The 25,667-nt window shown below is 63.8% G+C and carries 19 protein-coding genes; 13 read left to right on the top strand and 6 right to left on the bottom strand.

Translation table 11 applies throughout. The features are described from left to right. The first annotated feature begins 61 nt into the window (after positions 1 to 61). The 5 genes from UC34_RS13985 to UC34_RS13965 all read left to right on the top strand — a co-directional run bounded on the left by UC34_RS13985 (position 62) and on the right by UC34_RS13965 (position 8,508). A complete protein-coding gene (locus UC34_RS13985; protein ID WP_044456028.1) occupies positions 62 to 1,075 on the top strand; it encodes a LysR family transcriptional regulator in 1,014 nt (337 codons plus the stop codon). Between the two features lie 245 nt (positions 1,076 to 1,320). Continuing rightward, positions 1,321 to 3,162 (top strand): hypothetical protein, encoded by a 1,842-nt coding sequence (locus UC34_RS13980; RefSeq protein WP_044456027.1) that lies wholly within the window; start codon positions 1,321 to 1,323, stop codon positions 3,160 to 3,162. 83 nt (positions 3,163 to 3,245) lie between these two features. Further along, positions 3,246 to 4,922: a hypothetical protein gene (locus tag UC34_RS13975; RefSeq protein WP_157123190.1), complete on the top strand. Its 1,677-nt coding sequence runs from the start codon at positions 3,246 to 3,248 to the stop codon at positions 4,920 to 4,922. 231 nt (positions 4,923 to 5,153) lie between these two features. Continuing rightward, a complete protein-coding gene (locus UC34_RS13970; RefSeq protein WP_157123189.1) occupies positions 5,154 to 6,695 on the top strand; it encodes a hypothetical protein in 1,542 nt (513 codons plus the stop codon). A gap of 34 nt (positions 6,696 to 6,729) precedes the next feature. Further along, a complete protein-coding gene (locus UC34_RS13965) occupies positions 6,730 to 8,508 on the top strand; it encodes a hypothetical protein (RefSeq protein ID WP_044456024.1) in 1,779 nt (592 codons plus the stop codon). A gap of 150 nt (positions 8,509 to 8,658) precedes the next feature. On the opposite strand, the gene cphA (UC34_RS13960) is transcribed toward UC34_RS13965, so the two are convergent. Next, positions 8,659 to 11,238, bottom strand: coding sequence for a cyanophycin synthetase (gene cphA, locus UC34_RS13960; protein ID WP_044456023.1), 2,580 nt, complete (start codon positions 11,236 to 11,238; stop codon positions 8,659 to 8,661). Between the two features lie 156 nt (positions 11,239 to 11,394). Further along, positions 11,395 to 14,028, bottom strand: a complete 2,634-nt coding sequence (gene cphA / locus UC34_RS13955; protein WP_044456022.1) for a cyanophycin synthetase — start codon at positions 14,026 to 14,028, stop codon at positions 11,395 to 11,397. 299 nt (positions 14,029 to 14,327) lie between these two features. On the opposite strand from cphA (UC34_RS13955), the gene UC34_RS13950 reads away from it, so the two are divergent. The 3 genes from UC34_RS13950 (at position 14,328) to UC34_RS13940 (ending at position 18,234) form a co-directional block, all read left to right on the top strand. Next, positions 14,328 to 16,730 (top strand): cyanophycin metabolism-associated ABC transporter, encoded by a 2,403-nt coding sequence (locus tag UC34_RS13950; RefSeq protein ID WP_044456021.1) that lies wholly within the window; start codon positions 14,328 to 14,330, stop codon positions 16,728 to 16,730. Between the two features lie 30 nt (positions 16,731 to 16,760). After that, positions 16,761 to 17,228, top strand: a complete 468-nt coding sequence (locus tag UC34_RS13945; protein WP_044456020.1) for a cyanophycin metabolism-associated DUF1854 family protein — start codon at positions 16,761 to 16,763, stop codon at positions 17,226 to 17,228. Between the two features lie 97 nt (positions 17,229 to 17,325). Further along, positions 17,326 to 18,234 (top strand): recombination-associated protein RdgC, encoded by a 909-nt coding sequence (locus tag UC34_RS13940; protein ID WP_044458181.1) that lies wholly within the window; start codon positions 17,326 to 17,328, stop codon positions 18,232 to 18,234. 83 nt (positions 18,235 to 18,317) lie between these two features. On the opposite strand, the gene UC34_RS13935 is transcribed toward UC34_RS13940, so the two are convergent. Then, complete coding sequence (locus UC34_RS13935) at positions 18,318 to 19,028, bottom strand: SDR family oxidoreductase (protein WP_044456019.1); 711 nt, start codon at positions 19,026 to 19,028, stop codon at positions 18,318 to 18,320. A gap of 217 nt (positions 19,029 to 19,245) precedes the next feature. On the opposite strand from UC34_RS13935, the gene UC34_RS13930 reads away from it, so the two are divergent. Continuing rightward, positions 19,246 to 19,851 (top strand): TetR/AcrR family transcriptional regulator, encoded by a 606-nt coding sequence (locus UC34_RS13930; RefSeq protein WP_044456018.1) that lies wholly within the window; start codon positions 19,246 to 19,248, stop codon positions 19,849 to 19,851. Between the two features lie 41 nt (positions 19,852 to 19,892). On the opposite strand, the gene UC34_RS13925 is transcribed toward UC34_RS13930, so the two are convergent. Further along, positions 19,893 to 20,798: a LysR family transcriptional regulator gene (locus UC34_RS13925; protein WP_044456017.1), complete on the bottom strand. Its 906-nt coding sequence runs from the start codon at positions 20,796 to 20,798 to the stop codon at positions 19,893 to 19,895. Positions 20,799 to 20,947: 149 nt separating this feature from the next. Here UC34_RS13925 and UC34_RS13920 point away from each other — a divergent pair, with 149 nt between their 5' ends. Beyond that, on the top strand, positions 20,948 to 21,661 hold the full coding sequence (locus tag UC34_RS13920; protein WP_044456016.1) for an SDR family oxidoreductase: 714 nt from the start codon (positions 20,948 to 20,950) through the stop codon (positions 21,659 to 21,661). A 430-nt stretch (positions 21,662 to 22,091) separates the two neighbouring features. Here UC34_RS13920 and UC34_RS13915 read toward each other — a convergent pair whose 3' ends face one another. Further along, complete coding sequence (locus tag UC34_RS13915; RefSeq protein WP_044456015.1) at positions 22,092 to 22,280, bottom strand: hypothetical protein; 189 nt, start codon at positions 22,278 to 22,280, stop codon at positions 22,092 to 22,094. 351 nt (positions 22,281 to 22,631) lie between these two features. Here UC34_RS13915 and minC point away from each other — a divergent pair, with 351 nt between their 5' ends. The 3 genes from minC to minE are packed head-to-tail and all read left to right on the top strand — an operon-like array spanning position 22,632 to position 24,510. Next, positions 22,632 to 23,387 (top strand): septum site-determining protein MinC, encoded by a 756-nt coding sequence (gene minC / locus UC34_RS13910; protein WP_044456014.1) that lies wholly within the window; start codon positions 22,632 to 22,634, stop codon positions 23,385 to 23,387. 43 nt (positions 23,388 to 23,430) lie between these two features. After that, on the top strand, positions 23,431 to 24,246 hold the full coding sequence (gene minD / locus UC34_RS13905) for a septum site-determining protein MinD (protein WP_044456013.1): 816 nt from the start codon (positions 23,431 to 23,433) through the stop codon (positions 24,244 to 24,246). A gap of 9 nt (positions 24,247 to 24,255) precedes the next feature. Then, complete coding sequence (minE, locus tag UC34_RS13900; protein WP_010808102.1) at positions 24,256 to 24,510, top strand: cell division topological specificity factor MinE; 255 nt, start codon at positions 24,256 to 24,258, stop codon at positions 24,508 to 24,510. 144 nt (positions 24,511 to 24,654) lie between these two features. On the opposite strand, the gene UC34_RS13895 is transcribed toward minE, so the two are convergent. Next, complete coding sequence (locus UC34_RS13895) at positions 24,655 to 25,575, bottom strand: DUF1571 domain-containing protein (protein ID WP_044456011.1); 921 nt, start codon at positions 25,573 to 25,575, stop codon at positions 24,655 to 24,657. Positions 25,576 to 25,667 lie beyond the last annotated feature (92 nt).

Below are 25,667 nucleotides of genomic sequence, written 5' to 3'. Positions count from 1 at the left end.
CGGTGGGAGCGAAATTTCGCCGGACCGGCCAGTGCAACAGTGTTTTCAATGGGGAAATATCATGGATCGCTTGCAAGCGATGCAGGTCTTCACGCGAGTGGTCGAGGCGAACAGCTTCTCGCGTGCCGCCGACAACCTTGGGTTGCCGCGCACCTCGGTGACCACGATCATTCAGAATCTGGAGTCGCATCTGGGCACGCGTTTGCTTCAGCGAACGACCCGGCGGCTCAATCTCACGCCTGACGGCGCGGCGTATTACGAGCGATGCCTGCGCATTCTCGCGGACATCGAGGAGACCGAATCGTCGTTCCGCGAGAGTAGTCAGCGTGTGCGCGGCAAATTGCGCATCGACATGCCGGGCTCGCTCGGCAAACTGGTGGTGCTGCCCTCGCTGTGCGAATTTCACGACCGCTACCCGGAAATCGAGTTGATGGTCGGCATGGGCGACAAGCCCGTCGATCTGATTCAGGAGGGCGTCGATTGTGTGTTGCGCGTGGGCACGCTGCAGGATTCGAGCCTCGTCGCGCGCCGGGTCGGCATGTTTCAGAGCCTGACCTGCGCGTCGCCATCCTATCTGGAGCGCATGGGCATGCCGCATACGCTCGACGATCTGCAACGTCACACGGCGGTGCATTACTTCTCGAGTCGCACGGGACGCATCATCGAAGAGCAGTTCGTCGTCGATGGCAAGGAAGTCGAAATCCACATGCAGGGCTCGGTCGCCGTGAACGATGCCGAGGCGTATCTGCAACTCGGATTGTCGGGCTTCGGGACCGTGCAGTTGGCGCGCTTCATGGCGCTGCCCTATCTGCAATCGGGGCAACTCGTCGAGATCCTGCACCAGTGGAAGCCGCCTCCCATGCCGATTTCGGCGGTATACCCGCACAACCGCCATCTGTCTCCCAAGGTGCGCGTATTTGTGGACTTCATCGCCGAAATCTTCGAGCGCTGCCCGTTATTGCAAGGGCTCGACGAGACCGCCGGGCAATGCAAGCCGACCGTGGCTGCGGCTGACGGCGATCAGCGCTGGGCAACGTACGGCACGGAAATGGCACCGCAGGAAGTGGTGGTTTGAGCGATTTCTGCACGCGTGTGAAAAGACCCAATGGAAAAATTGGGCACTTTCACCGCGAGCAGAGAGGGGCGGTACCGACCGTCCCTCGCCAACCCCATCATGACGATATCGACGACGCAACGTCCGCCGTTTCTTGACTTTCTTTGCCTTGGCTACGCGGGCACTGCCAGTCGGCCTGATCTCCCTCATTTCCCATATTTCCGCTCCCCGTCGACGGCATCCAACTCGCCGCCGCGAGGCACGCAATGATTACCAGCGCGCTCGATGCGCTGCGAAGCGCCATTCATCCCTGCCGCCATCTCGAGTCCTCTGCGGCGCGGCTGAATCAGTCGCTGGACGTCTTGGATGACAGTTTGCGCGGTGGCTCTCCGGGGGCTTCCGATATCACCGAAGCCGCGGAGACCGTCGAAAAAGCCTGTTTGAAGAGCGACGGTTGGCACGCCCTCAAACGGGGCTTTTCGCCGGAATCGGGCCGCAAAGTGTTCGTCGAACAACTGGTGCGAACGCATCTCGCGACGACAGACACCGGACTGGCGCACGTACGCCAGACGTTTCCTTACGCGGTGCTGGATTCGGAGGCTGCCGACGTCGTCAAGGCGCTGAAGCCGACTGTCCGGGACGCCATCGTGAGTCGCTGGTCGGACCCCGAGAGCACGGCGGTCCACATGAGCGAGCCAGGTTTCATCGCTTTGGAGGTCCCGGGGACGGATCTGCGTTGCGCCTTGTTCGGGGGGTGTTTCGGGAGCGATGGTCTCGCGCTGACGCAGCGCGAAGCCACGCAACTTCTGCTCGCGAGACCGGAAGGGGCGCCGCCCGGCGCCACGGTGCTTCGGGCGATGCGCGACGGGACCGCGGACCGGTCCGCCGAAAATTACGCCCTGTTAAGTGCCGCTATCGACGCCTATGGCAACGTGTTGCCGGAGCTGAATCAGGAGGATGTCCGTGCGGTTGCGAACGCCGCGCACGATGCGTTCGTGAACACCGGCGACACCCGGCCACGCGAACCGTTCGCCTGGCTGTTCCGCCGGATGGGCGACACGCACCGTGCCGACCAGTCGCTCGGCGTGGTCACACTGACGATGCCTGCGAACGGGTTGCGCGGCGGCGCGTCCATCCTGGCTCGCACGGTGACGAACGAGGCTTCGAACCGACCTTCGAACCAAGCTTCGAACGCGGCACCCGATTCGACCGCGACCACGACCCCGCGTGAGCTGACGTTGCAGGCGCAGGTCCGGGCGATGAGTCAGGCCACGCCACGCGCTGTGGTCGATGCGCTGCTCGCGTCTGCGAAAACCTTTGAAGACGCGAACGATCCGCTCGCCGCCGCCGGGAAATATGCGCTGGCTGCGGAAAAGCTCGCCGGTTTCGCGCTGTTCCCGAGCGTGGGCGAGGCGATGTTCAACGCGTTTGGCAACTACGGTCCCTATTTGCAGAGGACGAGCAGGATTGCCTCGCTCTGTGCCGAAGCGTTCGAGGCGCGAGGCCTTTATTTGAGCGCGGCCGCGACGCACGAGGTGGTTGCGGATTATCTCGAAGCCAGTCTGAAGCATCGCATCGACCGCGAAATCATGGCAACGCTGGCGATCACGCACCGCGACACCGCTGACGCATGTTTCGTCAAGGCCGGTCAGCCGGCAGCGGCCAAGGACCGTGACTTCGCAGGCCTGATCCGTACGGCGATCGAGGCGAACAGTGCGCACCTGAGCGACGGAAACGTGCTGGCGGGCGACGGATATGTCATCAAATTCGAGGATCAGACCGATCCGTTCCTCGCGGAGACTTTCGACAAAGAAGCACCCACCGAGTGGGTGCTGTTCATGAGCGGCCATCGTGCCGATGGGGTCGAAATCTATACGCCGATTACGGAAGAGTCCTGGCGCATGCTGACTCGGCCGGTGACGGACGAGCGGGGCGTGGCGCTGGCGAATCAGGCACGTCGGCACCCTCATCTGACGCGCCCGCTCGCCGACCGGGACTTCGCGCGGGGGGCCATCTGTGTCGAGATGTTCCACCGGGCCAGCAAAGTCGGGACAACGGAATCTGATGTGACCCCCGCATCGTCGCAATCCGGCGGAGGGCCGCAATGATTCCGGGCGCGCTCGATGCGCTCAGAAGCGCGATTCAATCGTGCCGCCCTCACGAGCCGACGTCAACGCAAGCGGCAGCCGCGATGCAGACACTACAGGCGTGCCTGCAAACCTGCTCTCCGGGCGCTGCCGAACTGACCAGGGCGATCGAGCGGGTCGAGGCGGCGTTCACGAAACATGAGGCCTGGCAGTGCATCAAGCGTTGCTTCGAGCGGCATGTCGGCCGCAGCGCCTTTGTGAAGGACGTGGTCAGAAATCACGTCACGACGACCTCGACCGGTCTGGCGCATGTGCATCGTGTCGTGGGCAATCTGCAACTCGACAACTTCGCGACACAACTGGTGCGCGCCATGCGCCCGGAGGTCCGCGCCGACATCGTGGATCGCTGGTCGCAACCCGATGGCACGGGGCTATATGTGACCGAAGGGAACTTCATCGCCGTTGGCATACCGGGCACTGACCTTCGGCTCTCCCTCATGGATGGCGGGTTTTCGCACCAGGGCCTGAATCTGTCGCAAGCGGAGGCTACGCAACTGTTGTTGGCGCGACCGGAGGGCACGCCGCCAGGCACGACATTGCTCGACTTGCTGCCGATGCTCACGGACGATCGCCCCCTCGCCAGTTTTCGGATCATCGGTGCGGCAATTGGCGACGATGGGCATGTGCTGCCGGGGCTCGATCGGGACGCCACGCATGCGGCGGCCGCAGCGGCGCACGACGCCCTGACGCATCTGAGCGGCACGTTGCCCGAACGGGAGGCGCTGGCGAGATTTTTCGGCTCGCAGGGCGACGAGCGACGGGCCGCGCAATCCCGGGAAATCATTGCGCAGATTCGCTCGGGAATGTCGCCGGACGAGAACTTCCGTTCGGGCGAGGTGGCGCGCGAACGCCTCGAGACGATCGACGCCATTCGCAGGTTCAACGATCTGCGTGCGGGAGAGAACCGGCAGAGAGCGGCATTCCACTACGCGCGCGCCGCCTCGCCGCAGTTGGCCGCCGAGCAGTATCTCGCGTCGGCAAAGATGTATGCGAGCGCGGCAGACCATCGGATGGCCGCCAGCATGTACGCAAATGCCGCCGAAAAACTGGCAAGCTTTGCAACCTTCAGAGACATCTCGCAGGTGCTTACCGACGCGATCACCGCGTACGAAAACGATGTGAGCGCCGTGAGCCGGATCGGCACGCGATGCGCCGAGGCGTTGACGAAGCAGGGTCTGTACGTCAGCGCGGCGATGGCGCACGACCTCGTCACGCATCGCCTGCTCGACTGGCTGGAGAAACAGCCGGCAGGCGTCGATATGGCGCAAGTGCGTGCGCGGTATGCCGCGCACACCGAAGCGATGTTCGAATGCTTTGCGGCGGTGGGGCTGTCGGTCACTGAATTCGACACGCCATCGCTGATCCGATCCGCCATCGACGCGCGACGTAACGATCTGGCGTCGTCCGACGGCTTGGCGGGCAATCGGTACGTCATTCACTTCGACGACGAAAGCGACACGATCTCGGCGCAGGCGTTCGACGCGCACGCGCCGACGACCTGGGTGCTGCTTCGTCGCGGCGATATCGGCGATCCCAAACAGGTCTACGAGCTCATGACGGAGGACTCGATGCATGATCTTCTGCGACACCGAAGCGTGCATCCTTATCATCGGAAACCGCTGGTCGAGACCGATTTCGTCGAAGGGATCGAGGTCCTCGATATGCTCACGGCGAAACCGCCCGGCCCCGACGCAGCGGCACCCGCCCGCGCTTCGGTCTGAGCGATTTGTGCACGCCTGCACAAAGGCATAGTGGGACACTGAGCTATCGCTATGCCATGTGCGGGGACACCAAGTCCGCGTCTACCTTGTCCAATGACGTCGCAATTGCTGCACACGCTCAAGAGCGTGATATCGCCTTATTTCACGATGGCCAATCCCGAGGCGCGCTTGTCGAAGGCGATGCACGTCATCGCGGCGCTTGCCGAGACATGTCCGGCGACGTCCAGGGAGTTGTTCCTCGCCGGTGCGGAACTCCTGAAGGCGGCGAGTGCGGATCACGGGTGGAACGTTATCGGGCCTTGTTTTCAGCACGGCGTCGACCGTACGGATACCGTCAGAGAACTCGCGCGCAGCCATCTGGCCGCGTTGCCCGGCGGACTGCGGCATGTGCTTGCCGTGTGCAACATTCGCGTTTTCGACGAGTTGAACGAAAAGGTGTTCGGCGCCTTGTCGCAGGATGTCCGAGACGAAATCGTGCGGCGCTGGTCCGAACCCAACGCATCGTCGCTATACGTCACGAAGGACGGGCTCTTTGCCGTGGACTTGCCCGGCACCGATTTTCGCTGCGCCCTGACCGCCAAAGGCTTGTCGCAGAACGGGCTGCGTCTCACGCAACTCGAGGCCACCAGGCTGCTGCTGGCGCAGGTCGACGGCGACTTTGCGAGCGGCCCCGTACGGACGGTCTTACCTGCGATGGCCGTCCTCCATCCCGGCGTTGTTTATACGCTGCTCGGTGCGGTCATTGGCCCGGACGGCAGTCTGCCGCCGGAACTCGATCGTGACGAGATCCATGCGTTGGCGGCGGCCGCGCATGACAGGTTGAAGGGCGAGGACGGGACGGTCGAGCTTCGCGAGCCGTTCGCCAGGTTTTTCCGTTGGATGGGGGATGAGAAGCGGGCGGCCCAAGCGCATGCCCTGACGGCAAAAGTTCGATCCATGCACGCCGAGCAGGGCGGGGCACTGGCGGTCGACCCGAACCTGAGCGGGCACGATCGGGCAGACGAGGTGTTACGGATCAATCACACACGTGCTGCCATTGAACGTCAACTGGCCGCATTTCACTATGACAGGGCGATCGAGCCGCGCTTGGCAGCAACTGAACTTCTGGCGTCGGCGAGCAGTTTTTCATCCGCCGGAGAGCGTCCTCTGGCCGCGGCGATGTATGCCGCCGCCGCTGAAAAGCTCGCGAGTTGCGGCGCCTTTTTCGAGGTCCGATCCACGTTGAAGGACGCGGCAGGGGCGTATGGCGCCGACTCGGAGGCGCTGAGCCGGATTTGCACGCGCTGTGCCGATGCGTTCGGCCAGCGCGGCCTTCACTATGCAGCGGCGAAAACGCACGCGCTGGCCGCCGAGTTCCTGCGCGAGAGGATTGAACGACATACGGATATCGATGTTGCCGCCGCAGTGGCTTGCTACGAACGACATTTCGTGCGCGCCCAGTCGGATCTCCCCGCGCGCATTCGGTCGGCCATCGCTGCACGTCTGGACGCGTTGAGTTCGCCCGACGGGCTGAAGGTCATCGGGGCCGTCATTCGATTCGACGCCCGGCAGGATCCGATTCTGTTCGAGGTATTCGATCCGCAGGCGGACACCGAATGGCTGCTTTGGCACATGGGTGAGCAGGGTGATGGCACTGGTGTCTATCACCTCGTGATTGATGAGACGCGCGAGCAACTTTGCCGGACCGGGAGCCGACATCCCTATTTCGACAGGGCGGTAACGCTCAACGACTTCGTCGATGATGACGCGGCGCTGGCGTTACTGTCGAGGTAACCGATGCAAACGAGGCGTGCGAAGGAGATAGACGTTGATTCCAGGCATCAGTGGTTCGCGGATCGGCGCGACGACGGGGGTTGCAAGCGACGTTGCACCGGGCGAGCGGTTGACATCGGCATTGGCTGAGTTCGAGGTCGAGGTGCAGCGAAGCGCACCGGGCTCGGCGCAACTCACGCGACTCGTCGACTGGTTGGAGATGGAGGTTCTGCATCCCGAGAACTGGCGATGTCTTCGCCCCAGTTTCAAAGATTGTGCAGCACGGCGGTGGATTGCGGAGCATCTGGCGCGGGCGCATTTGGCGACATTCGCCGCGGGTGTCGAGCACCTTCAGGACAGTGCGTTCAGCGCACAGCTCGGCACCCTGGCGCCGTGCCTTCTTGGCGCACTGACGCAGGACGCTCGCGACGACATCGTGAGGCGTTGGTCGACGGGGGACGCTGCGGCGCTGCAAGTGACCGACAAGCAGTACTTCGCCATGGACATTCCGGGCACGGGCTTTCGCTGCGCGCTGATCGGCAACGTATTCGGACCGGGCGGTTTGTGCCTGACGCAGCGCGAGGCGACGGATCTGCTGCTCGCGCGGCTGGGGGACGGCGCCACGACGGTATTGCAGGCGCTGCGCCGCGTTGCCGGGCGAAATCCGGTCACCGCTGGGCAGTTGTTGCACGCCGCGATCGGCGCGGATGGCAGTCTGCTGCCCGAATTGGACGCCGCCGAAGTTCGCACCCTTGTTGCGTCGATTCTCGAGACGCTCAGGCCCGAAGCCAGAAGCGTAGTGTTTCGTGAGCCGTTCGCGCGATATTTCAACTGGCTGAGGGACGATGCGAGTGCGGCGGCGCTGCGCAAGGAGATGGCGCAGATTCTCGCCGATCAGGCAGGCGACCTTGTCCCGCAAGCCGTTCGCGTGCGCGACGGCAACATCATGGCGCCGGACGACATTCGGGTGCAGCATTCATACAAAGTCGGCATACAGCACTCGCTGGCCGCGTTGCATTTCCGGGAGGCCAACGCGCCAATGGAGGCGGCAATACAGTACGTCAGCGCGGGTATTCGTCTGAGTGAGGGGGGTGACGCCGCCATTGCCGACGAACTGATGATGCGTGGCGAGGCGCAACTGCTGAGCGTGCTTGGGGCGGCGCGTTATCAGGACATCGGAGACATCGTGAGTCAGCTGCTCGACGCGTGCCGCGCCGACTACGCCGCGATTGCGCGCATCTCAAGGTTCTGCGCGACGGTATTCGAGAGTCAGGGGCGAATGCTCAGTGCTGCAAGAGTGCATGACGCCGTCATTGCGTGTTTGCCGGGAACGCTCGAGTCGGGCGTCGACGGGAACGCGCGGGCCATGGAAAGCGCGCGAGCGTTTCACGTGAGGCAGGTGCAACGCCATTACGAATCGGCGGGACTGGGACAGGCGCTGGGCGACGTGTCGACGTTGATACGATCGATCGTTCACGCTCGCGTCCAAACGCTCATGCCGGTGGAGCGACTCGCGGGGCCGAACTACGTCGTGAATCTGGATGCGGCGCAGAAAATGTTCCTGAACGAGCCGTTCGACAGTCAATGGTTGTTGCTGTCGGTCAACCGCGATGACGCGCACGAGACGACGTACCACGTCGTCAGCGAAAGCGGAAAGCGCGAGATGCTGGCGCAGGCAACGGTGCATCCGTATCGGGAGCGTCTTCTCGACGCGTCGGACTTCATTGACGGGACGCAGGCCCTGGAACTGCTGCTGTCGGCGCGACCTGTCGTGGCATCGGTCCTGTCGAGCGCAGGATCGCTGGCGCCGTCACAGATAGAGAGAGCGGGGTAACACCCCCCGTCGCGCCGGTCTCGCGCGCGAGTGCGCGAGGAAGCGCCGGGAGCCGACGTTGGCTCCCGGGTGAGGCTTGGTGGGGGGCAGACGGGGAGTGGTCGCTGAGGTCGCAGACGTCGCAGAGGTCTTTCGGAGGTCCCGGAAGACTCAGCGGGCGCTTGCCTCGGCGACACGCTGGCCGATGTGCGCCAGCGCTTCGTCGACCTGATCGATGAGGATCAGACACAGGTCGCCCGGTTGCAGGCGCGCCAGTGCCGTGTCGATGGCGACGAACTCGCCGTTGATCTCATCGATATGGCGGGTGCGGGTGGCGCCCGCCAGACCATCGCGCAGGAGCCTGATCACTTCACCGTCTTCACGGCCGCGCTGGCACTGGTCCTGATAGAGCAGCACGTCGTCGAACGCGTCACCCAGAATCTCCGTCTGACGGCGAATGTCTTCGTCGCGACGATCTCCCGCGCCCGAAATCACCACCGAGCGGCGACGCGCCGGCATCGTCTCGATGGCCTGCGTGAGCGCCGCGATGGCGTCCGGGTTATGGCCGTAATCGGCGATCAGCGTCGCGCCCTTGTAATCGAAGACGTTGAAGCGACCCGGCGCAGTGCCTGCGTCGTTCACGAACGTGAGCAGCCCGGCGCGAATCGTCGCCGGATCGATCGCCAGCGCCCAGGCGGCGCCGATGGCTGCCATCGCGTTCTCGACCTGGAAACCGATGGCGCCGTTGCGGGTGAGCGGAATCGCCGACATCGCATAGCGCGTTTCTTCGCCGCCGTGCGCCGTCACGATATGACCCCCGTCGACGTAGACCACGCGCTTGCCCTTGGCGCGATGCGTCGCGAGCACCGGGTGCGCTGCGTCCACCGCGAAGTACGTCACATCGCCCGGACAGGCATCGGCCATGCGCGCGACCATCGGGTCGGCAGCATTGAGTACGGCCATGCCGCGCGGGGACACGTTGCGCACGATCACGCTCTTGAGCACCGCCAGGTCTTCCACGGTGTTGATGTACGACAGCCCCAGGTGGTCGCCCATGCCGATGTTGGTCACGACCGCAACATCGCAACGGTCGTAGGCGAGTCCCTCGCGCAGCAGACCGCCGCGCGCCGTTTCGAACACGGCGGCGTCGACGTCCGGGTGCATCAGCACGTTGCGCGCACTGCGCGGGCCGCTGCAATCGCCGGTGTCGATGCGCTGACCACTGATATAGATACCGTCGGTGCCGGTCATGCCCACGCGCAACCCTTGCTGGGCGATGAGGTGGGCGATCAGGCGGACGGTGGTCGTCTTGCCGTTCGTGCCGGAGACGGCGACGAGCGGAATGCGACCATCGTCGCCGTCTTCGAACATGGTCGAGACGATGGCTTCGCCGACCGCACGGCCTTTGCCGTAGGACGGCTGAAGGTGCATGCGAAGGCCCGGCGCAGCGTTGACTTCCACGATGCCGCCGGCCTGTTCTTCGAACGGCCTGATGACGGTTTCGCACACGGCGTCGACACCGGCAATGTCCAGACCGACCTGCTGCGCGGCCGCCACGGCGCGTGCCGCGATTTCCGGATGGACGTCGTCGGTCACGTCGGTGGCGGTGCCGCCGGTCGACAGGTTGGCATTGTTGCGCAGGACGACGCGCGCGCCGGCATCGGGCACAGAGTCGGCGTTCAATCCTTGTTTTGCCAGCGTGGCCAGTGCAATGTCGTCGAAGCGGATTTTCGTGAGCGAGGTGGCATGGCCTTCGCCGCGGCGCGGATCGGCGTTCACTGCCTCGACCAGCTGGCGCACGGTATGCACGCCGTCGCCGGTGACTTGCGGCGGATCGCGACGTGCAGCCGCCACCAGCTTGTTGCCGATGACGAGCAACCGGAAGTCGTGGCCCGGAATGTAGCGCTCGATGATGACGTCGCGGCAGATGTCCTGCGCCGCTTCGAATGCCTTCTCGATCTCCTCGCGCGTGCGCAGTCGCACGGCGACGCCCTTGCCCTGATTGCCGTCGCGCGGCTTGACCACCACCGGTGCGTCGATTTCCTGTACCAGCTTCCAGGCGGCTTCGATGTCGCGCACGGTACCGCCGAGCGGCACCGGCACACCGGCGGCGTGCAGCAGCGTCTTGGTCAGATCCTTGTCCTGCGCAATCGATTCGGCCACTGCGGAGGTGCGGTCGGTCTCGGCTGCCTGAATGCGTCGCTGTTTGCTGCCCCAGCCGAATTGCACCATAGAGCCTTCGGTCAGACGGCGATAGGGAATGCCACGTGCCACCGCCGCATAGACGATCGAGCCGGTCGACGGGCCGAGGCGCACGTCTTCGTCCAGATCGCGCAGACGATAGAGCGCGTCAGCGAGATCGAACGGGCCATCTTCAAGCGCGGCGTGAATGAGCTGTTGCGCCAGATCGAACGCCAGACGCCCGACCGGCTCTTCGCTGTATTGCACCACCACCTGGAAAGTCCCCGGTTCGATGGTTTGCGTCGTCTGGCTGAACGTCACCGGACAACCGGCGGCCGCTTGCAGATGCAGCGCCGTGGTGGCGAGCGCGTCTGCGAGCGAGACCGGACGCTCTTCCGCGTCGGGCGTGAGCGCCGGCAACTCCGGGAAGCGGGCGCGCAGACGGGCTTCGAAGCCGGCCAGATTGCCGATCGAGTATTCCAGATCGGTGCACGTCACGATGGCCTCGATGGCGGTGTGACGGCTCCAGAGGTTCGGCCCGCGCAATGCGCGGATACGGGAGACTTCCATAAATTGCAATCCCTGTCTGTCCACTTCGCGTCCCTGTGTATCGTTACGGCGGTTGGTTGGCGAGAAAAACGACTGTGGCTTAGGTATTCGGTACTTATCTAGAGGGAGACGGCGGCGGCAGGGTGGCTGCCGGGCGCCGCTCCTGACGGTTTTGCCTCAGGCGGCCAGTGCTCGCATCGGTTGACCCATCCACAGATGCACGAGGTCAAGCATGGCGCCGGCGCCGCCCTCGTCGGCCTGCAACACGAGCAGATCGCCGCTCGCGAGCTGGGCGAGCGCGGCTTCGGCGGCGGCGCGGCGCTCGCCGGCGTCCGTGACCTGAACCTTGCGGCCAGCGGCCTCGATGCCTGCGCGCAGTTGCGCGCGCGACTCGGCCGACGCACGTTTCTGCTTGACGCTCAGATCGTCGCAAAGCACCACGCGATCGAACGTCTGGGCAAGCAGCTTGCCTTGCGCCTGAAGGTCCTCGTCCATGCGGTCCGCACCCGGGCCGTACACCGCCATGCGGCGCTCTGCGGGCAGCGAGGCGAGGGCGGCAGCGAGCGCCGTCAATGCCGGGGCATTGTGCGCATCGTCGACGATCACGGTCGCGCCTTGCTTCTCGAACAGCGTGAACCGGCCCGGCGCATCGACCTGACCGACGTCGAACGTCGTCACGCCCGTGCGCAGAATGTCGAGAGCGACGCCCATCGACCACGCGGCGGCGAGCGCAGCCAAGACGTTCTCCACCTGGAAGGCGACGCGTCCGGCGTAGGTGAGCGGGATGTTCGCCGTCGGCCCGAGAATCGTCTCTTCCGAACCGGTGGCGAGTATCACCTGGGCATTGCGCACAAAGACCACGCGCTTGCCTGCGGCGCGGTGAGCCACGATGGCCGGCAACTGTTCGTCCAGACCGAAGAAGATCACGTCGCCATCGCACAGCTCGGCCATTTCCACGACCAGCGGGTCACGGGCGTTGAGCACGGCCACGCCGTCCGGCAACACTACGTCCACCTGCGTGCGCAGCACGCTGAACATGCGCTCGACGTCTTCGACGAAGTACTGGCCGAGATGGTCCGGGCGGTCGATGTTCGTCACGATGCCGACCTGGCAGCGGTCGTAGGCGAGGCCCTCGGACAGAATGGCGGTGTTGTCGTTCTCGAAAACGGCGGCCGTGACGCTGGCGTTCATCAGCACGCGGTTTGCAGCGTCCCAATTGGCGCAGTCGCCACGTTGCACGAGGCGTTTGTCGAGGAACAGGCCGTCGCTGCAAGCCAGTCCGGTATGTTCGCCGGCCAGATGCAGCAAGTGCGTGAGCAGACGCGCCGTGACGGTCTTGCCGTTCGTGCCGGTAATGCCGACCACCGGAATGCGCCCGGCGTCGCCATCGGGGAACAGGTGATCGACGATCGCACGGCCGACAGGGCGCGGTGCGCCGTCTGCGGGCTTCAGATGCATGAGCAGACCCGGGCCGGCGTTCACTTCCACAATGGCGCCGCGTTGTTCGGCGAGCGGGCGGGAGATGTCTTCGGCGACCAGATCGACGCCGGCGATGTCCAGCCCGACGATACGCGCGGCCAGCGACGCATGCGCGGCCACGCTCGGGTGCACGCGGTCGGTCACGTCGAAGGCGACATTGCCGTTGCGCTGGATCAGCACGTTCTTGCCTTGCGGCGGGACGGAATCGGCATCGAAGCCCTGACGCTTGAGCTCAAGCCGGGCAGACGAGTCGATGCGCACGCGGTTCAGCGGCTGGTCTTCCGCGCTGCCGCGACGCGGATCGCTGTTGATTTGCAGCTCGATGAGTTCCGAGACGGTATGTTGGCCGTCGCCTACCACCGAGGCCATTTCGCCCATTGCCGCAGCCACCACGCGACCGCCCACGACCAGCAGACGATGTTCGAGCCCCGGCACGAAGCGCTCGACGATCACGCCGTTGCCTTCTTCGAGCGCGACATCAAACGCGGTGGTGACTTCTTCTCGTGTGGTGAGATTGATGAACACGCCACGGCCGTGGTTGCCGTCGTACGGCTTGACCACCACAGGCAGGCCGATGTCTTCGGCGGCGTCCCAGGCGTCTTGCGCGCTGTCGACCAGACGGCCTTCCGGCACGGGCACGCCGCAAGATTCGAGCAGTTGCTTGGTCAGGTCCTTGTCGCGCGAAATGCTCTCGGCGATGGCCGGAGTGCGGTCGGTCTCGGCCGTCCAGATGCGACGCGCGGCGGCGCCGTAGCCCAGTTGCACGAGATTGCCGTCGGACAGGCGAAGATGCGGAATGTCGCGGTCGTCGGCGGCGTCCACGATGCACGCCGTGCTAGGGCCAAGACAGTGCTTGTCGACCAGATTGCGCAATGCTTCCACCGCCGCCTCGACGTCATAAGGGCGGTCTTCGATGGCTGCCATGACCAGATCGCGTGCGGCGAACAGCGCTGCGCGGGTCACGTCTTCATGCCAGGCGCGCACGATGACCTTGTAGACGCCGGAGATCGGGGTCTCGCGCGCCTTGCCGAAGCCACCGGGCATGCCGGCGAGGTTCTGGAGTTCGAGCGTGACGTGCTCGAGGATGTGGCCGGGCCAGGTGCCTTCGCGCAGACGCTGGAGGAAACCGCCGCGTTCGCCGATGCTGCAACGATGCTCGATGAGGGTCGGCAGCCACTCGGACAGCCGCTCGGGGAACCCCGGGATCTTGTTGGACGGGAACGCTTCGAGTTCACCGATATCGACCCATGCCTCAAGCACCGGCCGATATGTCCACATATTCGGTCCGCGCAGCGACAGGACATCGAAAATCTCAATGTCTTTCTTTTTCATCTAAGGCTTTTATTCACGCGTCAGGGCGGGTACGTAGAAGCCGGCGAGGCCGGGTTTCAGGCGGCACAGCCGGTCGCGCTCTTACAGTTAACTGGATGCTTAACGCAAAAAATCCGTAAACGGTTGACACCCGCAACAATATTTCAATGCTGCACCGTGTCATGCTGGAACTCCGTGCCGCAAAAAGCGTCGCTGTGGTTATACTTGCGGCAATTTTGCGGACCTGACAGGGAAAGTCCGCGTCGATTTTTCTCCGTTTGCCTCGATGTCCGCCCCTTGAGGACACGTCTGCCGCATCAATGACCGACACTTCCGCCCACGCGGCGTCTTGCGCCGCCGCCTCGAAAGATCCCTCCGCGGCGCCATCCCCGGCGACGCCCGCGCGCAACGCCGCCGCCGAACCCTGGTACGTCGATCTGAGCGCCCAACTGGCCGACGGCGAGGCCGTACTGGCGTGGCTTGGCGTGGATCTGGACGCCCAATTGCACTTTGCGCGTGGCGTCGTTGTCGCGACCGATCGCCGGATCTTCGCCCGGGAGGCGCGCCGCGACACGCCCTCGGGGGCCTGGCAGTCGTGGCCGTACCGCGCCGACTTGTCGCTCTCGCATACCGACCACGCGGGCGTTGGCTCGCTGGAACTGTGCGACGCGAACAAGAAACTGGCGAACTGGCGCTATACGCTGGGCCACAATCCGGCAGCGCTCACGCTGATGGACACGATCGTGCGCCAGCGCGATGCGCTGGTTGCGGGCCAAGCCGCTAACGATTTGCCGCATGAGGTGGGGGTTTGCCCAATTTGCCAGGCGGAACTGCCGCCGGGCGCCGACGAATGTCCGCAGTGCAACCCGGAGGTAGAAGCCCCGCCGTCGACATGGGCATTGCTGCGATTGTGGCGCTTCGCCCGTCCGTATCGCTTTCAGTTATTGGCCGGGTTTCTTCTGACCCTGTGCGCCACCGGCGCCACGCTGATCCCGCCGTATCTGACGATGCCGCTCATGGACAACGTGCTCATTCCGTTCCAGAACGGCCAACCCATCGATTACCACCTGGTGGGAATGTACTTGTCGGGACTGCTCGGCGCCGGCGTGGTGGCGTGGGTGCTCGGGTGGGCACGCACCTATTTGCTGGCCAAGGTGTCGGAGCGTATCGGCGCCGACCTGCGCACGGCCACTTACTCGCATCTGCTGCGGCTCTCGCTGGAGTACTTCGGGGGCAAGCGCACGGGCGATCTGATGGCGCGCATCGGCTCCGAGAGCGACCGTATCTGTGTCTTCCTGTCGCTGCACCTGCTCGACTTTGCCACCGACGTGCTCATGATCGTCATGACGGCCGTCATTCTCGTGTCGATCAATCCGTGGCTGGCGCTCGTCACGCTGTTGCCGCTGCCGTTCATCGCCTGGCTGATCCATCTGGTGCGCGACCGTCTGCGCCACGGCTTCGAGAAGGTCGACCGCATCTGGTCGGAAATTACCAACGTGCTTGCCGACACGATTCCGGGCATTCGGGTGGTGAAGGCGTTTGCGCAGGAAAATCGTGAGGTGGCGCGCTTCAAGGAAGCGAACCGCCACAACCTGATGGTCAATGACCGGGTCAACAAGGTCTGGTCGCTGTTCACCCCGACAGTGACGTTCCTCACGGAAGTTGGGTTGCTGGTCGTCTGGGTCTTTGGTATCTGGCAGGTTTCCAAGCACGAGATCACGGTAGGTGTGCTCGCGGCGTTTCTGACTTACATCAGCCGTTTTTACACGCGCCTCGATTCGATGAGTCGCATCGTGTCGGTGACGCAGAAGGCCGCCGCCGGCGCCAAGCGCATCTTCGACATTCTCGATCACGTGTCGAATGTGCCGGAACCGGTCAACCCGGTGCATCTGAAGGAAGTGAAGGGCGCCATCGATCTGCGCGACATCGGTTTCCGCTACGGCAATCGCGCTGTGATCCGCGGCATGGACCTGCGCATCGCGCCGGGCGAGATGATCGGTCTGGTCGGTCACAGCGGTTCGGGCAAGAGCACGCTGGTGAACCTGATCTGCCGCTTCTACGACGTGGCGGAGGGCTCGATTCAGATCGACGGCGTGGACATTCGTGCGCTGCCGGTGTCGGACTTCCGCCGCAACGTCGGCCTGGTGTTGCAGGAGCCGTTCCTGTTCTTCGGCACGATCGCGGAGAACATCGCCTACGGCAAGCCCAATGCCACGCGTGCCGAGATCGTGGCCGCCGCGCGCGCCGCGCACGCGCATGAGTTCATCCTGCGCCTGCCGCATGGCTACGACTCGCTCGTGGGCGAGCGCGGTCAGGCACTCTCGGGCGGTGAACGTCAGCGCATTTCCATTGCCCGCGCCTTGCTGATCGATCCGCGAATTCTGATTCTGGACGAAGCGACGTCCTCGGTGGACACCGCCACGGAAAAGGAAATTCAGAAGGCGCTCGACAACCTCGTCAAAGGGCGTACGACGATTGCCATTGCGCACCGTTTGTCGACGCTTCGCAAGGCCGATCGTCTCGTGGTGCTCGATCGCGGCAAGATCGTCGAAGTCGGCAATCACGACGAACTGATCGCGCGCGAAGGCGCCTACTACAAGCTCTATCAGGCGCAGCAGCGCAATGTCGATACGGATATCGACGCCGTTGTCGAGTCCGCCGAAGCGGCCGCCGCCGTGGCGGCCGTCACGGCAGCGCCGGCACAACCGCTCTCCGTCAACTGATCGTCAACTGAACCGTTCGCGAGGCCATTTATGCAGATCGATTTCACCCTGTCGCGCAACGCCTTCGGACGTCTGGTGCTGACTGACGCCTCGGGCGTCGCGCATGAAGGTATCGTGCCCGTGCGCGCCTTTCCGATCGCCGCGCCGGACGAGGGCCTGGCGCTCGTGAGCACGGAAGGGCGCGAGCTCGTCTGGCTCGATTCGGTGGATGCGCTGCCCGAGGACATGCGTGCGCTGGTGCGCGATGAACTCGCCGCGCGAGAGTTTATGCCGGAGGTGCTGCGCATCAAAGGCGTGTCGACCTATGCCACGCCAAGCACGTGGACGGTCGAGACGAATCGCGGTGAGGCGTCGTTCGTGCTGCGCGGTGAAGAGGACATCCGCCGTCTCGGCGGGCAGACCCTGCTCATTACCGACAACCACGGCATTCACTTCCTGATTCGCGATTCAGGCGCGCTGGACAAGGCCAGCAAGAAGATTCTCGACCGTTTCCTCTGACGACTTCGGCGCTCATCTTGCGCGATTCGGGTTACCGCACTTCGCCGTACCTCCCGGCACTGGTAAAATCGCTGCTTTTGATTTTGCGGTGATGCCGATGTGGTTCAAGAATCTTCAGTTGCACCGAATTCCTGCCGGTTGGTCCATGAGCGTCGCGCAAATGGAAGAGGCGCTCGAGAAGCACGCCTTCCGTGAGGGCGGCAGCCTCGAAATGCAGGTGCAGGGCTGGGCGCCGCCGCGCGAAGGCGGCGAACTCGTGCACAGCGTCAATCGTCAGTTCCTGCTGGCCTATCGCGCGGAGAAGAAGCTCCTGCCGACGACCGTCGTCAATCAGGTCACGCGCGCCAAGGCGCTCGAACTCGAAGAGCAGCAGGGCTTCAAGCCCGGCCGCAAGCAGATGCGCGAGCTCAAGGAGCAGGTCACCGACGAACTGCTGCCGCGTGCGTTCGGCATTCGCCGCGACACGCGCGTGTGGATCGATCCGGTCAACCGCTGGCTGGTGATCGATGCGGCCTCGCCTGCGAAGGCCGATGAAGTGCGCAGCCTGTTGCTCAAGACGCTGGACATCATTCTCGAGAACGTCGAACTCAACGAAGCGCCGGTCGCCGTGATGACGTCGTGGCTCGCGGGCAACGACGCGCCGGCCGGCTTTACCGTCGATCAGGACGTGGAACTGCGCTCGAACACGGACGAGAAGGCTGCCGTGCGTTACGTGGCGCACCCGCTCGACGGCGCCGACGTGCGTCAGCACATCGAAGCCGGCAAGCGCTGCACGAAGCTGGCGATGACGTGGAACGACCGGATTTCGTTCGTGCTGACCGACGCGTTCATCATCAAGCGAGTGACGCCGCTCGACATCATCAAGGACGCCGCCGACCCGACCGCCGAAGGCGAAGCGGAGAAGTTCGACGCGGACGTCGCCCTCATGACCGGCGAACTCGCCCGCATGCTCGACGATCTGGTCGAAGCCGTGGGTGGCGAACGCCAGATGGACAAGGCCGCCTGAGCGCCAGACCGTCCTGGCACGAAGGCGAACGCCGCGATACCTTCCGGGTGTCGCGGCGTTTTTTTTCGACCGGGTTTACGGATTTATGACTGGGCGGACGGATCGATCAGGTAAATGCCTTGCGACAATCCCTGTTTGACAGCACGCGTCGTGTTGTCGACGTGCACTTCCAGTTCGCCGGCCTCGATGGCCGCGTAAGCCTGACGCACGACGTCCGACGGCGTGGTTTTTTCGACGTCGAAGCCGCTCGTCAAATCGGTGTCGATGTAACCGGCATGCAGACCGACGACCTGGGTCTTCTGTTCACGCAATTCATGACGCACGCCGTTGGTCAGCGACCACGCCGCCGACTTCGTGATCGAATATTCGGGGATCACGCGGGAATTGACCCAGCTCACGACGGACAACACGTTGAGCAATGCCCCACCCCCGTTGCGCCCCAGGACCGGGGCGAATGCCTGCGTCATGGCGAGTACGCCGAACAGGTTGGTCTCCAGCGTGTCGCGCAGCAGCTTCGCCGAGCCCGGGCGGGTCAGGCCCTCGGAGACGCTGGCGACACCGGCATTGTTGACGAGCAGGGTGACGTCGCCTGCCAGGCTGGCGGCAGCCGCCACGTCGTTGGCGTTGTTCACGTCGAGTTTGACCGGGGTCACGCCCGGTAGCGTCGCCTTCGACGGGTCGCGCGAACCCGCGTAGACCTTTTTCGCGCCGAGGGCTAGCGCCTGTTTGGCGAACTCCAGTCCAAGGCCCCGGTTGGCGCCGGTGACGAATACGACGGCATCTTTGATCTGCATGGCATGACTCCAATACGGTAAATGGACCGTGCCGCAAAGGGCAGGCGGCTAACGGTTTCGGCTATACTTCATGACAATTGTGATCGCCATCGTCATTGAGGCGCATTGTGCCGACGGGATGTGATGTATGTCAATGGTGATCGACATTGTCTTTTTCGATGACGCCGATAGGCGCGACTGGGGCGCTACCGGCCAGCGTGCGGGAGGAAGTGGGGAAATGGGGATTTCGAGGGAGCAGGCGGCGGAAAATCGTGAGGCGATCGTCAAGGCGGCCGACCGGTTGTTTCGCGAGCGCGGCGTTGACGCCGTGGGACTGACCGCGCTGATGAAGGAGGCCGGGTTCACACAAGGCGGCTTCTACAACCACTTCAAGTCGAAGGACGCTCTGGTGGCGGCGGTGATGGCGCGGGCGATGGCGGCCAACGATGCGATGTTGGCGCAACGTCAGACGGATCTGGCCGCGGGAACAGTGCCGGAGATGAGCGTGGACAAGTATCTGTCGACGGCACATCGCGACGACGTGGCGTGCGGTTGTCCCATGGCAGGGTTTGCGGGCGACGTGCCGCGCATCGGCGACGAGGCGCAAGCGTGCTATGCCAAAGGACTGGCGCACGCACTCGAACGGATGACGGAGGCGGGCATGGCGAAGGGAGCCCCCCGGGAGCCGGCGTATCAGGACGCCATGGCGCGATTTGCCCAGATGGTCGGCTCGCTCGTGCTCTCGCGCGCTGTGGTCGGGGCGGACCCGGCGTTGTCCGAGGCGTTACTGGCCGCAGGGCGCGACGCGCTCAAAGGAGCGACCGGGCGCGACACAATGGCGTGAGCGAGACGCCGCGGGGTAGCGGGCAGCGAGCAGTGGGGCCGTCAGCGCTCAGGCCAGCGCCAGGTCGCGCGCAAACGGTCTCGCAAGAACTCGACGAACACGCGCGTTCTCGGCGCCTGATGGCGGCTGTGCGGATAGACGGCATGTAGCGGCGAGGCCGGAATCTGAAGGGCGGGCAGCACGCGCGCGAGCCGGCCCTCGCGAATATCGTCGCCCACGTCCCAAATCGATTTTTGCGTGATGCCTGCGCCGTGCAGCGCCAGTTGATGGGCCGCGTCGCCGTCATCCACCACGTAGGTGTCGGGCACTTGTACGCGCAATGTTTCGGAGCCCGATACGAATCGCCAGTCGCCATGCGGTGCATTGCCGAAGAGGATGCAGTCGTGGCGTTGCAGGTCGCCGACGTCCGACGGCGTGCCGCGTTGTGCGAGGTAATCGGGCGAAGCCACCAGCACCCGATAGTTCGGCGCCAATTCCTGCGCCACAAGGCTGGAGTCGGGCAGGCTGCCGACGCGGATCGCGACGTCGATGCCTTGCGCCACCAGATCGACCCACAGATCGCTTAGCGACATCTGCACCCTGACGCCCGGATGCTGTTCGCGAAACGCCACGAGCAGGGGCGTGAGATGACGTCGGCCAAAGGCGCGCGGCGCACTGATGCGCAAGACGCCGCCGACGGTGCCTGCCTGTCGGGTCATCAGCCGTTCGGTCTCTGCAATCTCGGCCAGAATTCGCTGGCAGCAGGCATGAAACACCTGTCCCGCTTCGGTCAGCGCCTGCCTGCGCGTGGTGCGGTTGAGCAGTCGCACACCGAGTCGTTGTTCCAGTAGCCCGAGCCGTTTGCTCACGACCGCGAGCGACAGGCCCATCTCACGGGCCGCGGCCGACAGGCTTCCGGTCGAGACAACCCGGTCGAAGAGCGCAAGGTCCAGCGTCTGATCGATCATCGCGGCGCCATTGTCAAAAATTTGAAGAGAGTCATTCAGTTTTTCGGAGGATTATCGTCCTGGTGGATGAGGATCACAATAGGCGCATGACTTCGCCGATCACACGATGGCGGCGTCGCGGTTCCTTTTTTCTTCTATGGAGTGACACCATGTTTGACTTCGAAGGCCAGCGGGTGCTGGTGATCGGCGGGAGTTCCGGTATCGGCCGCGCGGCGGCGCAGGCGTTTGCGAAGGCGGGCGCGGCGGTGACCATCGCGTCGCGCAGTCAGGCCAAACTCGACGACGCGCTCGCCACCATCGGCAGCAGCGCCCGGGCGGTCGTGCTCGATACCGGCGACGTGGCCGCCGTCGAGCAGTTCTTTACCGATCACGCGCCGTGGCGCCACGTGGTGATCTCTGCCGCGCAAACGCCGACAGGGCAGGTGCGCAAGCTCTCGCTGGCGGACGCCCATGCCGCGTTCGACAGCAAGTTCTGGGGCACTTATCACGTGGCCAAATTTGCTCGCATCGAGGATGGCGGGTCGCTCACGCTGACGTCCGGCTATCTGAGCGTGCGGCCCAGCACGTCGTCGGTGGTGCAGGGGGCGATCAACGCGGCGGTGGAAGCGCTGGGTCGCGGACTCGCGCTTGAGCTCTCGCCGGTGCGCGTCAACACGGTCTCGCCGGGGCTGACCGTCACGCCGCTCTGGAACAAGCTTGCCGAGGCGGACCGCGAGGCGATGTATCGCCAGGCGGCCGAGCGTTTGCCCGCGCGTCGCGTCGTGGCGGCCGAGGACGTCGCCAACACCATCCTGTATCTGGCGGGCACCCCGAGTGCGACAGGCTCGACGGTGCTCATCGACGCGGGGGGCGTCATCGCCTGAGGCGCCTCGTTTTCCGCCAGAAATTGTTGCGCTGCATCAATTTGCCGGTCCCGATCTTGCGTCGACGTTCACCTTGCGCAAACGCGGTATACCCGAGTCACTTTCGAGTACCTATTTCGATAGGGATTGCCTAGAATGAAAACGTGCCATCCCGCCATGTCGAAGTTAGGAGGCCGCTATGCTTACAGGGAGCTTGATTGGGATGTTGTTGATTGCGCTGGTGGTCGGTGCCGCTGTGGCCTGGCTGGCAGATCGCAATTGGTGTCGGGAGCACCCGACGGCGCGGCACACGTGGCGGCGCCATCGTCGTGACATCCGACACGGTTGAGTCGTGTCGGCGTTCTCCGGGGCAGACGCTCCGGACAATGAAAAGCCCGCCTTCCGGCGGGCTTTTTTGCGACTATAGACACCTTAACAACTGGCTGGGCGTTCAGGCAACGGCCTGAAGGAAGTACTTGCCCTGGACGGTCAGACGCGGCGACTTCTTCCCCGCTTCCAACTCTTCCCACTCGATCAGTTTGCTCTCGAGCAACGATTCGAGGTCCGGGCGATCCAGCTCCACTTGCTCCGGAGCTTCCTTGACCAGCATCAGGGTGGCAAATTCATGATGACTCAGCATCTTCGTCTCCCGGTTTGCGGTTCCACAGGGGGTCCCTCGTCAGGGACTTTAAGGATAGGTCACGAAAAAGCCGCTTGCGCGACAAAATTCGTACTTTCGATGCTGCTATGCAGCACGTCTCGTGTGGGACTTTCCCACGCACAGAATAGGCCGGACGGATGACATTGCCATGTCAATCGGCTAGCATTTTGCAACGCAAGCAACGTATACAAAATGCACCGCCGTATTGCGTTGCAGCAATGGTAATTTTTGGGCAATTTGCGGTGTTGCCCTGCTTATTAGCGGTTTGCAGGAAGCCAAGGGACGGTAGAATGGCCCAATTTGCCAGCAATTCGCGCACAACAACCTGACATGCCGCAAAAGAAAACGCCGTACTTCGAGTTACGCAGCGGTGCCGTAGATACCCTGCATTTCGTTGTCAAGACGCCTGAGCTGGACACCTTGCGCACCGAGTTGGCGCAACGTTTCGAAGCCACCCCGGAGTTTTTTGCCGGCGACACGGTCGCCATCGACGTGCGGCGTCTAGCGGGCGAGGAGCGCGTCGCCGTACCCGCGTTGGCCGAAATGCTGGCCGAATTCCGCATGAAGCCAATCGGTGTGGTTGTGAACGCCGAGCAGGCCGAGTGGGCCGTGGTGGACGGCCTTCCGCGTCTGGACAGTCACGAGCGCCACGAGCGCCGTGCCCCGCGCGCGAGTCGCGACACCGAGGCGCCCGCCGATGCCGAACCGGCACAAGCCGCGAGCGCACCGGTGGTCGCGGAAGCCTCGGCGATTCCCTCGACGATCATCGACAAGCCTTTGCGTTCGGGCCAGCAGGTCTACGCGAAGGGCGATCTGATCATCCTCGATCTCGTCAGTTATGGGGCCGAGGTGATCGCGGAAGGTAATATTCACATTTACGCGCCGCTGCGGGGGCGGGCGCTGGCAGGCGTGAAGGGCAAGCTCGACGCGCGCATCTTCTGCACTTGCCTGGAGCCCGAGCTGATTTCCATCGCCGGCATTTACCGGACTGGCGAATATGCCTTGCCGCCTGACGTGCAGGGGCGGTCGGTGCAGGTGCGGCTGGTAGACGACAAACTGATTTTCGAGCCCCTCGGGCTCAAATGATTCGTAGCTAATTTCATCCTCAAGTTTGGGAAGGCATCGACAGATGGCAAAAGTGATTGTGGTGACCTCTGGCAAGGGTGGTGTCGGCAAGACGACGACCAGCGCCAGCTTTTCCGCCGGCCTCGCCTTGCAGGGGCACAAGACGGCAGTCATCGATTTCGACGTCGGCCTGCGCAATCTCGACCTCATCATGGGTTGCGAGCGCCGCGTGGTGTACGACCTGATCAACGTGATTCAGGGCGAAGCCAACCTCAATCAGGCGCTCATCAAGGACAAGTCCTGCGAGAACCTGTTCATCCTGCCCGCCTCGCAAACGCGGGACAAGGACGCACTCACGCAAGCCGGTGTGGAGAAGGTCATCAAGGACCTGACCGACATGGGCTTCGAATACATCGTGTGCGATTCGCCGGCCGGTATCGAGTCGGGCGCGCTGCTGGCGATGCACTTCGCTGATGAGGCGCTCGTGGTGACGAACCCGGAAGTGTCGTCGGTGCGCGATTCGGACCGCATTCTGGGCATTCTGTCGTCGAAGACGAAGCGCGCCATCGAAGGCAGCGAGCCGATCAAGGAGCATCTGCTGATTACGCGTTACAACCCCAAGCGCGTGAACGACGGTCAGATGCTGTCGCTGGAAGACATTCAGGAAATTCTGCGAATCAAGCTCATTGGCGTGATTCCGGAATCGGAGTCGGTGCTCCATGCCTCGAACCAGGGCACGCCCGCCATCCATCTGGATGGCACCGATGTGGCCGATGCCTATCGCGACGTGGTGAGCCGATTCAAGGGCGAAGACAAGCCCATGCGCTTTACCGACTATCAAAAGCCGGGCCTGTTGCAGCGCATTTTCGGCTCGAAGTAAGGAGCGCCCATGTCCTTCCTGTCTTTCCTCCTGGGGGAGAAGAAAAAGACCGCCGCCGTTGCCAAAGAGCGCCTGCAGATCATTCTGGCGCACGAACGCGCGGGCTCGTCGCCGCCGGCAGATTACTTGCCGGCGTTGCAACGCGAGCTGGTCGCCGTCATCTCCAAGTACGTGAAAATCGCGCAAGACGACATCAAGGTCAGTGTCGAGCATCAGGACAACCTCGAAGTGCTCGAAGTGAAGATCGAGTTGCCGCAGACCTGAGCGGGGCGGGGCGCCCGGCGGCGTAGCTGCCACGCGCTCGGCGCTGATTCGTTCGACGCACGCAAAAGCGAAAGCCCGCCCCCGCATCGCAGGGTGGCGGGCTTTCGTCGTTCCTGCATGCGCTGCTATCGGCCGGGCAGCGCTTCAGAACTTGTAGTCGGGGTTCTTCGGATCGAACGTGGCGTCCGTCCACTGTTCCTTGCGGACTTTTTCAAAACGCATCTCTTCGATCTTCTGGCCCGAGGCGTCCCAGGCTTCGATCCCTCGCGGACGGCCCGTCTTCAGATCGAGTAACACGCGCGACTTGTTGGCATAGTGTTGCGGCGGCCCGGACGGGGCATCCCATTCCAATGCCAGCACACGCGCGCCGTTCACTTCGGATACCGATGTTCTGGCAGGCTTCTCGGGCAGCCCGGCCGCGCGGAAACTCTTGCCGTCGTGGGCGATCTGCTCCGCGATAAATCCGAAGCCAAGATCGCGCACGGTGTGGTTCGATTGCGAGCGCGCCAGCGCGCCGTCAATACTGCTCCAGATCGACGTAAAACCCAGCATGCCGCCAAGGTGGCCGTACATTTCCTTCGGCTTCTTCGTCTCGTCGTAAATGATCTCCTGTCCCGCGTGCGCGCCGTCGGGAAGCCACTTTGCGTAGATCTGCAGCGGGTTTTCGCGAATTTTCACCAGCATGCGATCGGGCGTCGTCTGCCACTGGTTGTTGATGCGCTCATGACGCGTGAGTTCGTACTGGTACTCGGGCAGCGCGGCGGCTTCAGCCTTCAGGAATCGGACGAGGGTGTCGGGGTGAATGGCCTGCATTCGCGCGACGATCTGGTCGTCGCTCATCTTCGCCAGCTCGCCGCTCTTGATCGTGCGCGAGAGCCACTGCGTTTGCTTGGGGACAGGCAACGCGGCGATTTTGGCGACGTCGGAATCCGGCGTCGCGGCAGCCGCAGGAGCGCTGCCCGGGCTGTCGGCCGGTCCGCCGGGCGCGGTTTGCGCGACGGCATACGATGCGCTCACGAGCCCGACGGCGAAGGCCGCTGGCAGCAACGCGAGCGTGAACAGCATGCGCTTTGCATGACGTGCGCGACGTTCATCCGGCGCATGATGGCAGAGGAGGTGGCAGAGGTGGCGGAGGTGGTTCGCCGCAGCCGAAGTGT

The organism is Pandoraea vervacti, assembly GCF_000934605.2.
Taxonomy (GTDB): domain Bacteria; phylum Pseudomonadota; class Gammaproteobacteria; order Burkholderiales; family Burkholderiaceae; genus Pandoraea; species Pandoraea vervacti.
Note: the sequence above shows the minus strand (reverse complement) of the source record. Positions and strands in the feature narration are given on the sequence as shown.

What these genes read in the sequence shown, in the direction of transcription:
- minD (WP_044456013.1), top strand. Translation starts at nt 23,431, where the DNA reads ATGGCAAAAGTGATTGTGGTGACCTCTGGCAAGGGTGGTGTCGGCAAG.
- UC34_RS13935 (WP_044456019.1), bottom strand. Translation starts at nt 19,028, where the DNA reads ATGCAGATCAAAGATGCCGTCGTATTCGTCACCGGCGCCAACCGGGGC.
- UC34_RS13950 (WP_044456021.1), top strand. Translation starts at nt 14,328, where the DNA reads ATGACCGACACTTCCGCCCACGCGGCGTCTTGCGCCGCCGCCTCGAAA.
- UC34_RS13980 (WP_044456027.1), top strand. Translation starts at nt 1,321, where the DNA reads ATGATTACCAGCGCGCTCGATGCGCTGCGAAGCGCCATTCATCCCTGC.
- UC34_RS13940 (WP_044458181.1), top strand. Translation starts at nt 17,326, where the DNA reads ATGTGGTTCAAGAATCTTCAGTTGCACCGAATTCCTGCCGGTTGGTCC.
- UC34_RS13945 (WP_044456020.1), top strand. Translation starts at nt 16,761, where the DNA reads ATGCAGATCGATTTCACCCTGTCGCGCAACGCCTTCGGACGTCTGGTG.
- minC (WP_044456014.1), top strand. Translation starts at nt 22,632, where the DNA reads ATGCCGCAAAAGAAAACGCCGTACTTCGAGTTACGCAGCGGTGCCGTA.
- UC34_RS13985 (WP_044456028.1), top strand. Translation starts at nt 62, where the DNA reads ATGGATCGCTTGCAAGCGATGCAGGTCTTCACGCGAGTGGTCGAGGCG.
- UC34_RS13975 (WP_157123190.1), top strand. Translation starts at nt 3,246, where the DNA reads ATGCAGACACTACAGGCGTGCCTGCAAACCTGCTCTCCGGGCGCTGCC.
- UC34_RS13930 (WP_044456018.1), top strand. Translation starts at nt 19,246, where the DNA reads ATGGGGATTTCGAGGGAGCAGGCGGCGGAAAATCGTGAGGCGATCGTC.
- UC34_RS13895 (WP_044456011.1), bottom strand. Translation starts at nt 25,575, where the DNA reads ATGCTGTTCACGCTCGCGTTGCTGCCAGCGGCCTTCGCCGTCGGGCTC.
- cphA (WP_044456022.1), bottom strand. Translation starts at nt 14,028, where the DNA reads ATGAAAAAGAAAGACATTGAGATTTTCGATGTCCTGTCGCTGCGCGGA.
- UC34_RS13920 (WP_044456016.1), top strand. Translation starts at nt 20,948, where the DNA reads ATGTTTGACTTCGAAGGCCAGCGGGTGCTGGTGATCGGCGGGAGTTCC.
- UC34_RS13925 (WP_044456017.1), bottom strand. Translation starts at nt 20,798, where the DNA reads ATGATCGATCAGACGCTGGACCTTGCGCTCTTCGACCGGGTTGTCTCG.
- cphA (WP_044456023.1), bottom strand. Translation starts at nt 11,238, where the DNA reads ATGGAAGTCTCCCGTATCCGCGCATTGCGCGGGCCGAACCTCTGGAGC.
- minE (WP_010808102.1), top strand. Translation starts at nt 24,256, where the DNA reads ATGTCCTTCCTGTCTTTCCTCCTGGGGGAGAAGAAAAAGACCGCCGCC.
- UC34_RS13915 (WP_044456015.1), bottom strand. Translation starts at nt 22,280, where the DNA reads ATGCTGAGTCATCATGAATTTGCCACCCTGATGCTGGTCAAGGAAGCT.